Origin of the sequence: Streptomyces humidus (assembly GCF_014649655.1) — a bacterium.
Classification (GTDB): Bacteria; Actinomycetota; Actinomycetes; order Streptomycetales; family Streptomycetaceae; genus Streptomyces; species Streptomyces humidus.
Genome location: NZ_BMTL01000046.1, coordinates 47,776 through 58,004, shown reverse-complemented (window position 1 = coordinate 58,004; position 10,229 = coordinate 47,776). Strand labels below are relative to the sequence as shown.

General features: G+C 69.3%; 7 protein-coding genes and 1 pseudogene. All 8 read left to right on the top strand.

Features of this window, described 5'->3' with window-relative positions:
- Nucleotides 1–127: 127 nt before the first annotated feature.
- Nucleotides 128–880: a TnsA-like heteromeric transposase endonuclease subunit gene (locus tag IE239_RS36720; protein WP_190153787.1), complete on the top strand. Its 753-nt coding sequence runs from the start codon at nt 128–130 to the stop codon at nt 878–880.
- Nucleotides 877–1,626, top strand: a complete 750-nt coding sequence (locus IE239_RS43175; RefSeq protein ID WP_308435452.1) for a hypothetical protein — start codon at nt 877–879, stop codon at nt 1,624–1,626. Before IE239_RS36720 ends, IE239_RS43175 begins: the two co-directional genes overlap by 4 nt.
- A gap of 78 nt (nt 1,627–1,704) precedes the next feature.
- Entirely contained in the window at nt 1,705–2,757 is a 1,053-nt protein-coding gene (locus IE239_RS36715; protein WP_308435451.1) for a TnsB C-terminal domain-containing protein, read from the top strand.
- Nucleotides 2,754–3,802, top strand: a pseudogene (locus IE239_RS36710) (ATP-binding protein). The gene IE239_RS36715 and the pseudogene IE239_RS36710 overlap by 4 nt, the downstream one beginning before the upstream one ends.
- Nucleotides 3,803–4,436: 634 nt before the next feature.
- Nucleotides 4,437–4,958, top strand: coding sequence for a TniQ family protein (locus tag IE239_RS36705; protein ID WP_190153786.1), 522 nt, complete (start codon nt 4,437–4,439; stop codon nt 4,956–4,958).
- 579 nt (nt 4,959–5,537) lie between these two features.
- Nucleotides 5,538–8,009 carry an MMPL family transporter gene (locus IE239_RS36700; RefSeq protein WP_190153785.1) on the top strand — a complete coding sequence of 824 codons (2,472 nt, stop codon included), beginning with the start codon at nt 5,538–5,540 and terminating at the stop codon, nt 8,007–8,009.
- Nucleotides 8,010–8,208: 199 nt separating this feature from the next.
- A complete protein-coding gene (locus IE239_RS36695) occupies nt 8,209–9,540 on the top strand; it encodes a sensor histidine kinase (protein WP_190153784.1) in 1,332 nt (443 codons plus the stop codon).
- The gene (locus IE239_RS36690) at nt 9,537–10,193 is read left to right on the top strand and encodes a response regulator (RefSeq protein ID WP_190153783.1); all 657 of its coding nucleotides are present in this window, start codon (nt 9,537–9,539) and stop codon (nt 10,191–10,193) included. The genes IE239_RS36695 and IE239_RS36690 overlap by 4 nt, the downstream gene beginning before the upstream one ends.
- Nucleotides 10,194–10,229: the final 36 nt, after the last annotated feature.

The window sequence follows — 10,229 nt, the reverse complement described above, 5'->3', positions numbered from 1 at the left end:
CGAAAGTTGAGGTCGAGACACCCCACCGTTCTACTCCAAAGGCCCCGACCCTCCCGAGCCGGGGCCCCACGAGATCACAACTCCACACAGGCCCTAGTCGCGCGACTGAGGGCGCCGGGGGTGCTGGATGGCTGTACCGGCTGGGGTGGATCAGACAGGGCCGTGCGTCGAGTTGTCGTACGTCGACGCGGTACACGGGCGTCGTCGGCGTCCGCTGCGGGACTGTGTGACGAGCCGGTTCGAGGATGTTGATCCAGTGCGCACGTTCCGGTGGTCGCGCGGTGAGCGTCATTTCCCGGGGTGGTACTGGTCGGCGACGACCGGGCGGCACGTGGGCTTTGAATCGTGGCTGGAGCGGGACCGGCTGCTGCTGATGGACTTCGATCCGGACGTCGTGGGGATCGGCTCGCAGCCGTTCTGGCTGCACTGGCATGACGGTGGGCGGGAGCGTCGGCACGCCCCGGACTACTTCGTGCGCCGCGCGGACGGCTCTGCGGTGGTCGTCGATGTCCGTGCGGACGAGCGGATCGAGCCGAAGGACGCCGAGGCATTCGAGGTGACGCGCCTGGTCTGTGCCCAGGCCGGTTGGAGGTTCGAGCGGTTGGGGATACCGGACGCGGTGCTGCTGGCGAATGTCCGGTGGCTGTCGCGCTACCGGCACCCACGCTGTCTGCACGACCCGGCCGCGGCCCGGCTCCGGGAGGTCTTCTCCATCCCAGGGCCGCTGATGGTAGGGGCGGATGCGGCAGGGGACCGGCTGTCGACACTGCCGGTGTTGTTCCACCTCCTCTGGCTTCAGGTGCTGATCACCGAGGACACAACGGTCGAGTTGCTGGGACCTGGCACAATCGTGCACCTGGCCAGGGGAGTTGCCCGGTGACCGGCAAGCGGCGGGTGCCGCCGACCTCCCGGATCGCGGAGTTCCCCAAGGCTGCGGCTGATCAGGCCCGCTGGTGGGAGAGGCACATTTTGGAGGTCCAGCACGGTCTGCCGCCGGATGCTCCGGAAGGCACCAAGCCGCGGCCGGGGTTCGACCCGAAACGGCACTCGCTGGCCCAACGCGAGCGGGCCAAGGCTGCCGAGCTGACGGCGGCGGGGCATCAGGTGTCGGCCAGCGGCATCAAGCAACGGCACCAGCGTTACCAGCGGGATGGGCTGGTCGGGCTGGCGGACGGCCGGTCGGCCAAGCAGATGCAGGCCTTCGGCCAGGTCGACCCGGTTGTGGTGGAGGCGATGCGACAGGCGATCGCCGAGACCGCCGACGCGTCGTCGAGGACCATCGGCTTCACTCTCTGGCGGACGCAACAGATTCTGTCCGGTAGGGAGGAGACCGCCGAAGTTGAACTGCCTTCGCGGGCCACGCTCTACCGGCTGTTCGACAAGCTCGCCGTCGGCACCCACGCCACCGGGTCGGCCCGCACCCGCCGCTCGGTCGGGGCACGTCCGTCCGGGCCGTTCGGCGAAGTACCGGCCAGTGCGCCCGGTGAGCTGATGCAGATTGATTCCACGCCGATGGACGTGCTGGTGCGGCTGGATGACGGCGTCGCCGAGAAGGCCGAGCTGACGGCCATGGTCGACATTGCCACCAGGTCGATCACCGCGGCGGTGCTGCGGCCCTCCACGTAGACCGCGGACGCCTCCGCGTTGCTGGCTCGCAGTGTGACCCCTGAGGCGATGCGTCCGGGCTGGGCGGAAGCCTTGCGGATGTCCCGGTCAGCGTTGCCGCACCGGCGGCTACTGAGCATCGACGAGCGCCTGGAGCACGCGGCTGCCCGCCCGGTGATCGTGCCGGAGACGATCGTCTGCGACCACGGAAGCGTGTTCATTTCGCACGCGTTCAGGTCGTCCTGCCGTTATCTGGGCATCAACCTGCAGCAGGCGCACAGGGCGACCCCGACCGACAAGGGCACGATCGAGAAGACCCTGGGCTCCGTGGCCTCGTTGTTCGCTCAGTTCGTCGCGGGATACACCGGCTCGACGACGGACCGCCGGGGCCGCGGCCTGGAAGACAGACCGCTGTGGTCGCTGCCCGAACTTCAGAACCTTCTCGACGAGTGGATCATTGCCGTCTGGCAAACGAGGCCCCACGACTCGCTGCGCGACCCGGACGCACCGGGGCGGGCGTTCTCGCCGAACGAGAAGTACGCGACGCTGCTTGAATCCTGCGGATACGTGCCAGTGCCGCTCGGCGGAGAGGACTACGTCGAGTTGCTGCCCGAGCGCTGGCAGGCGATCAACGCCTACGGGATCCGCATCAAGCACCGCACCTACGACAGCCCGGAGTTAAACCCGTTGCGCCGCCAGAGCTCGGGGGTGACGGCGAGGAAGGGTCTGTGGGAGGTCCACTACGACCCCTACGACGTGTCCCGGATCTGGGTACGCGACTCGCGCGCTGATCGGTGGATCACCGTGTTCTGGAAGCATCTGCACCGCGTCGGCGTCCCTTTCGGTGAGCTGGCCTGGGACCACGCTCGCGCCCAGGTCCCCGGAGGCACCGAGGAACAGATCGCGGATGCGGCCGCGGCTCTGCTGCGGCGGGCCCACGACGGGCCCGCTGGCGAGAAAGACCCTCCGGCCAAGCGTTCACGGCGCGACCGTCGCGTCGCCGCTCGTACTCGGGCCACATCGACCGACCGCTCGGTCCCCGATCCGCCCGCCAACAACCCCGAATGCAACGACGAGTCGGACACCGAACTCGCCGACGTCATCCCGCTGGGTCTGTTCGACCCGCTCGCCAACCCCTGGAGGCGACCATGACCCTTTCCTGCCCAGAGGCCGGGCCCACGACAGTGCAGGAGTCCGACGCCGAGGCGAACCGGCAGCTGACCACTCTGGCCGGGTGGCGGAAATTCATCGACGGGCCGCCCCCGTCTCCGGGCCGACTGTCCCCAGGACAGTTGAAGCAACTGTCACCGACCGAGCAAGACCTTCACGACGAGGACCGCCTCGACCACCACGCCCGGATGCTCACGGTCTCCACGTCGTTCGTGGAGAAGACACGGATCTGCGGCCGTCGCCTGGTCCTGCTGAACCGGCACGCGATCAGCGCCCGCCGCGGATTGATGGTCTCGGGCCTTCCCGGCACCGGCAAGACCAGCGCCATCGCCCAACTCGGCCGCGCTCACGAACTTCTCGACCGGGCCCGCCACCCGCAGATCTCCGACCGGATTCCGGTTCTCTGCATCACGGTTCCGCCTGCTGCGACCGCCCGCATGGTCGCGGCGGAGTTCGCCCGGTTCCTGGGACTTCCGGTCCATCCCCGGTCGAACATGACCGACATCATCGAGGCCGTGGTGGGGTCTGCACCGATACCCGCACCGGTCTCGTGGTCGTCGACGAGATCCACAACATCTCGCAGAGGACGCGGGCCGGCGCCGAGGTCTCCGACACCTTGAAGTACTTCTCCGAGCGCATCCCCGCGACCTTCGTCTACGCCGGGATCGACTTGGAGACCAGTGAACTGCTGGTCCGCACGCGAGGCGCTCAGATCGCGGGCCGTTTCACCCTCGTCCCCACCGGCCCGTTCCCCTACGGCGACGAATGGAAAGGGCTGATCGCGACCATGGAAGAGACCCTCATCCTGCACGATCATCCACCGCGCAGCCTGGTCAAACTGGACCGCTACCTGCACAACCGCACCGACGGGATGATCGGAGCCCTGTCCCACGCCATCCGGGGCGCCGCGATCGACGCGATCCTCAACGGCACCGAGCGCGTCACCAAGGACGGACTCGACGCCATCCCCCTGGATCACGCCGCGGAATCCGTTCGTCCCGCCCGAAAGCCGACCAGGCAGCGATGATCGATATCCCTCCTCCTCACCTGCCGATCTATGTTCGCCCGGCCGACGACGACACCGTCGACTCCTACATCCGGCGCCTGGCGCACGCCAACCACCTCCCGCCCGCTGATCTGCGCTCCCACCTCTGCGCCATGGGCTCCGTCGGACCGCCCCTCGTCGAGAAACTGGCCGCGGTCACGGGACGCCCCCTTGCTGACCTGCAACGAGCACTGATCGACACGCGATGCGGCAACTGTTTCCGGCCCCTGCGCTCCCGGACGGTCAAGGGCCGACCCGCACGATGGTGTTCCGGCCGCTGCCGCCTGATCGCCCGCCGGAAGCGCGTCCCGCTCTCGCCTCAGGGCGCCCGCCGGCACACCGTCCATAGAGCACCCTGCGCCCACTGCGGCACCGTCATCGAACGCAACCGCCCTTTTCGCTGGTGCTCCGAACCTTGCAGGCAAGCCGCCTACGAAGCCCGATGGGCCAGGGGGCAGTGCGGACACTGCGGGCAGGCTCGGCAGCAGAGGACAAGCTCCTCACGCGAAAGTCGGTGCCGGCCGGTGTGGTGTTCCCGTATCTGCCGCGCCGCGGCCCACCGTGAACGCCTCAGGGCCCTCCCCGACCTTCCCCATCTGCGGGAACACGACGAGTAGTGCCACCGCGACAGCCACTTCCGCGAACGGTCTCCCTCTTTCACAACGAGACCCTGGACTCCTTCCTCCACCGGCTCGCCGCCGCCAACCACCTTCCGGCCGACCAGTTGCTGCCCCTCTTGAAGATCCGCCGCACCAAGAAGACCCCGGCCAACACACTCCTTGAGCCTCTCGCCGCCGCGGCGGGAGTCCGCCAACGCGCCCTGGAACTGGCCCTGCCTGAATTCCTCGACGTCGACACCGACTCCGACGCTATCGACAAGCCCGGCACCATCGGCCGTCCGCGCTCAGCCCTGCACACCGCCATCCAGCGTCCCGCCTGCCGCCGTTGCACCCACGCCGCAGGCATCACCATGCCCGTGACCTGCTGGACCACTCATGACCGCAACGTCTGTCTCCGCCACCGCCTCTGGATCGGCAACGGCATCGCCAACGCCGACGAGCAAGTCGACATCAGCAGACTCCCCGACACGCTACGAGCCCAGAGACACCACCGAAACCTGGTGGCCCGCGTGGGTTGAGCAGCATTTCTCCACCCACAAGTTCATCGCCTTCCACCGGAGCCCGAGGATCTACGACGCGTTCTTCCCTCGCGAAACGATCCCGCCGCCGCGCCAGCCCGATGAAGCCGACGCGGAAACACGGTGGAGCCCGGGCCACCCCTACCACCGCTGCTGAGCCCGAATACAGCCTGCTCACACTCCGAGCGACAGGGGCATCGGGTTCACCCCGGCGGTCCTGTCAGGGCCTTGATGGCCGGGCGGAGCAAGATCAGCGTCGGCAGGCTCAACAACGTCCGCGAGGCGCTCGCCATCGCCCGTCGCCCGCCCTGACCTGCCAGCGACGGAGTTCTTCTACAAGCCCTGGAGCCCTTGGCGGCAGCGACCTGGCGGTCACATCAGGATTCGGCGGCCTCTGGCGCACCAGCCGCCAGTGAGCGACGGACGGCATCCCCCGCCGTACGACGCAGGTACGACATCCGAGCGGCACCGCGGTACCGGTCCCCGGCCTCGTATTCGCATCCTTCGGCCCACGGAATCCCGCGTTTTCATTTCTAGATTCGAGGCGTTCCCTTTTCGGCACGCCTCCGGGAGTTCTCCGTGGCCACCTTCCTCTACCGGCTGGGCCGGTTCTCGTTCCGCCGACGGCGGCTGGTCCTGGCGTTGTGGATCGCCGTCCTGGCCGCTCTCGGTATCGGCATGTTCAGCGTGTCGGCCCACACGTCGAGTTCCTTCGCCGTCCCCGGCACCCAGTCGCAGAAGGCGCAGGACCTGCTGAAGAAGCAGTTCCCGCAGACATCCGCGGGCGGCGCCACGGCCCGCGTCGTCTTCGAGGCGCCCGAGGGGCAGAAACTGACCTCGGGCGCCCACAGAAGTGAGGTCGAGTCGCTGGTCGGCGAGTTGAAGCGGGCCTCCCAGGTGGCGAACGTCGTCGACCCCTACACCGGCGGCACCGTCAGCAGGGACGGGACGATCGCCTTCGCTCAGGTGACCTACAAGGTCACCGACAGTGATGTGACCGACCGGGCCCGCGAGGACGTGAAGAAGGTCGCCGAGGAGGGCCGAGAGGCGGGCCTCGTGGTGAGCATGGGCGGCAGCGCCATGAGGGAAGGCATCCACCAGGGCGTAGGCGAGGTGATCGGCATCCTCGTGGCGGCGGTCGTGCTGGCGATCACCTTCGGCTCGCTGATCGCGGCCGGGCTGCCGCTGCTGACCGCCGTCGCCGGGGTGATCACGGCGATCTCCTCGATCACCATCGCCTCCGCCTTCATCGACCTGAGCACCCAGACCTCGACGCTGGCGCTGATGCTCGGCCTCGCGGTGGCCATCGACTACGCCCTGTTCATCGTCTCCCGCTACCGAGACGAGCTGGGGCAGGGCCGCGACCCGGAGGAAGCCGCAGGGCGCGCTCTCGGTACCGCGGGCTCCGCGGTGGTGTTCGCGGGCCTGACCGTGGTCATCGCGCTGGCCGGACTCAGTGTCATCGGCATCAAGCTGCTGACCGACCTGGGCCTCGGCGGGGCCTTCGCCATCGTCGTCGCCGTGCTCCTCGCGCTGACCCTGCTGCCCGCGCTCCTGGGTTTCACCGGTACGAAGATCGCCAGCGGCCGGTTCAAGACCCGCCGGATGCGGGCGCTGGAGCGTGGCGAGGGCGAGTCGATGGGGGTGCGCTGGTCGCGGCTGGTGCTGCGCAAACCGCTGAAGGCGCTCGGCGTCTGTGTGGCCGGCCTGCTCGTGCTGGGTATCCCGTTCCTGTCGCTGCAACTGGCCCTGCCCGACGACTCGACGGCCAGCCCAGGCAGCACCCAGCGCATCGCGTACGAGACCATCGCAAAGGGCTTCGGTCCCGGCTACAACGGTCCGCTGGCCGTGGTGGTCGACGCCCGCGGCAGCGACGACGCACCGGCCGCTGCCAAGGAGGCGGCCGGGATGCTGGAAAAGCTGCCCGACATCGTCTCGGTCAGCCCCGCCGCCTTCAACCCCTCCGGCGACGTGGCCCTCATCCGCGCCGTTCCGGGCTCCTCGCCCACCAGCCAGGACACTGTCGACCTGGTCTCCGCCATCCGCGACCAGGGTCCCCACCTGCAGGAGGACACCGGCGCCCAGCTGATGGTCACCGGCACGACCGCAATCAACATCGACACCTCCAGCAAGCTGAACGCCGCCCTCTTCCCCTACCTCAGCATCGTGATCAGCCTGGCCATGGTGCTGCTGCTGTTGGTCTTCCGCTCGATCCTGGTCCCGCTCACGGCGACGCTCGGATTCCTGCTGAGCGTCCTGGCCACCCTCGGCGCGGTGGTCGCGGTCTTCCAGTGGGGCTGGCTCGCCGACATGCTCGGTATCGAGCAGGCCTCGCCGATCGTGAGTGTGCTGCCGATCATCATGGTGGGTGTGGTCTTCGGCCTGGCCATGGACTACCAGGTCTTCCTGGTCACCCGGATGCGGGAGGAGTACATCCACGGGGCCGAGCCCCGAGAGGCCGTGATCGCCGGCTTCCGGCACAGCGGCCGGGTGGTCACCGCTGCCGCGGTCATCATGATCTCCGTCTTCGCCGGCTTCATGCTGGCTCCCGATGCCCTGATGAAGTCGGTCGGCTTCGGTCTCGCCGTCTCCGTCCTCTTCGACGCCTTCGTGGTCCGCATGACCATCGTCCCCGCGGTGATGGCCCTGCTCGGCCGCCGCGCCTGGTCGCTGCCCGCCTGGCTGGACCGGATGCTGCCGAACATGGACGTCGAGGGCGAGAGGCTGCGCCACCTGCTCGACGATCCGATGACGAGCACCGTGCCGGCGGGGGCCGAGCTGGTGGGCGTCGGCGTAGGCAGCAGCAGTGCCACTGTCGACGCGATCCTGGACGGCTACACCCGCGCCCACCACACCGATGCCGCCACCTCCGGTGAGGCGAACCTGCATTCACGGGCCGACGCCCCGGCACCGTCCCGACAGCGCCGCCCCAAGCTCCCGCGGTTGCCCAAGCTCGGGCGAAGCCGGGCACGGGATGCCGATACCGACACCGTCGACCCGTCCGAGCCGAAAGCAGCGGGCGCCAAGGAAGCCGTACAGGACCCGCAATAACTGACCATCCCCTCCCGGAAACCCGAGCCTGTGCGGGCCTCGGCCACCGGGAAGGACGGCTCCGGACCGTACGATCCCACCGACCCTCGGTTTCTGGTCGATGGCCATACCGACCGACACGCCCCCGAACAGCCGCTCGCCGGTCCCGACTCCCCCGAAAACCGGCGAGCGGCCCGCCCCGCACTTGGAGCCGTACGCCATGACCTCACCGCCCCCCGTCACATGGACGTCCGGTCTCGAGCCCGAGGTGCTGATCGGCCGTAGCCGGCTGGGTGATGCCGAGTATCGCTCGGTCGTCAGGCTGCTCACCTGGCTGGGCCGGGTGACACAAGCCGGCGAGGCCCGGCCGTGGGTCTGGCGGTGGGCGGTACCGCTGGGGTGCGCGCTGCTGGGCATCAAGTCCGTGGTGAACGCTCCCGACGGTTCCGGACCGGACTGGGCGGCGATGCTGGTGGTGAACCTAGCGGTGACCATCCCCCTGCTGTGGCGGGCGCGGTGGCCGCTGCCGGTCTTCGCCTTCCTGACCCTCGTCCTCACCCTGGACAATCTCCTGCACATCCAGACGGAGGCCAGTTTCGGGCTGGTGGCGGTCCTGTACAACGTGGGCCGCTTCGGCACACTCACCGAGGCGGCCGTGGTCGCAGGGGTGACCGTCACGCAGACAATCGTGACGGCCGTGTGGGCCGCCCCGGGCAGTGGCGTGTTCAACGGGCTCGCGGTCGATCGGGGACTGTGGCCGGCGGTGGTCGCGGTGACGGCGGTCACCGCGCTGGGCCTGACCGGCAAGCTGGTCCAGGCATACATTGCCGCCCTGCAGGAGTACGCCGCCCATCTTCAGGTGGAGCGCGACCAGCGTGCGAAGCTGGCCGCCGCCCAGGAGCGCGCCCGAGTCGCCCGCGAGATGCACGACATCCTCGGCCACACCCTCGCCGTGATCGTCGGCCTGGCCGGCAGCGCCGCCGGGCTCGCCGAAGCGAAACCCCAGCGCGGCGCCGAAACCCTCAGGATCATCGCCGACAGCGGACGCGGCGCCCTGGCCGAGCTGCGCCGCCTGCTCTCGGTCATCGGCGACGAGGGTGAGGCGACAACCGACAAGCCTCTGGCCCCCCAGCCCGGACTGTCCGACCTCGAACCCCTCCTGGACCGGGTGCGGGCCGCCGGCCCCATCGTCACCCTGCACGCCGAAGGTGAGCTCGACCATCTCGCTGGGGGACTCCAGCTCGCCGTCTACCGCATCGTCCAGGAGGCCCTGACCAACACCCTGAAACATTCCGCCGCCGACACCACCGTCCACGTCACCCTCGCCGCCGACGACGCCATCCACGTCACCGTCAAGGACACCGGCCCGCCCCGGACTCCCGGAACCGGCGGGCAGTCGTACGACGGACGGGGTCTGCTCGGCATGCGGGAACGCGCCGCCCTCTACGGCGGCACCGTCACCACCGGGCCCAACGCCGACGGAGGCTGGACGGTCCACGCCCGCCTCGTCCCCGACACCCCCACCGCCTCCATGGAGAGCCACCCCGCATGACCACCGTCCTCATCGTCGACGACCAGGCCCTGCAACGCTTCGCGTTCAGCATGCTCCTGGAACAGCAAGCCGACCTGACCGCGGTCGGCGAGGCCACCCACGGCGCCGAAGCGGTCCGCATGACCGCCGAACTCCGCCCCGACGTCGTGCTGATGGACGTACGGATGCCCGGCATGGACGGCATCGAGGCCACCCGCCGCATCGTCCAGTCCGGCGGCCGCTCCCGCGTGCTGGTCCTGACCACCTTCGACCTCGACGAGTACGCCTACGCCGCCCTGCGCGCCGGAGCCAGCGGCTTCCTGCTCAAGGACGCGCTGCCCGACGAACTCGCCGCCGGGATCCGCGCGGTGGCCGCCGGGGACGCCGTGGTCGCCCCCGGCCTGACCCGCAAGCTCATCGACGCCTTCGCCCACCGGCTGCCCGGCCGCAACCCCGACCAGGATGCCCGCGTCGCCGCCCTCACCGACCGCGAACGTGACGTCCTCACAGCCATGGCCACCGGCTACAGCAACGCCGAGATCGCCGGCCGCTTCCATCTCGCCGAGTCCACCGTCAAATCCCACGTCAGCCACGTGCTCACGAAGATCGGCGCGCGGGACCGGGTGCAGGCGGTGATCTTCGCATACGACGTGGGGCTCGTCCGGCCCGCGTGAGCCCACCCCGGGCGGCTGCCGACCAGCTCTGACGGA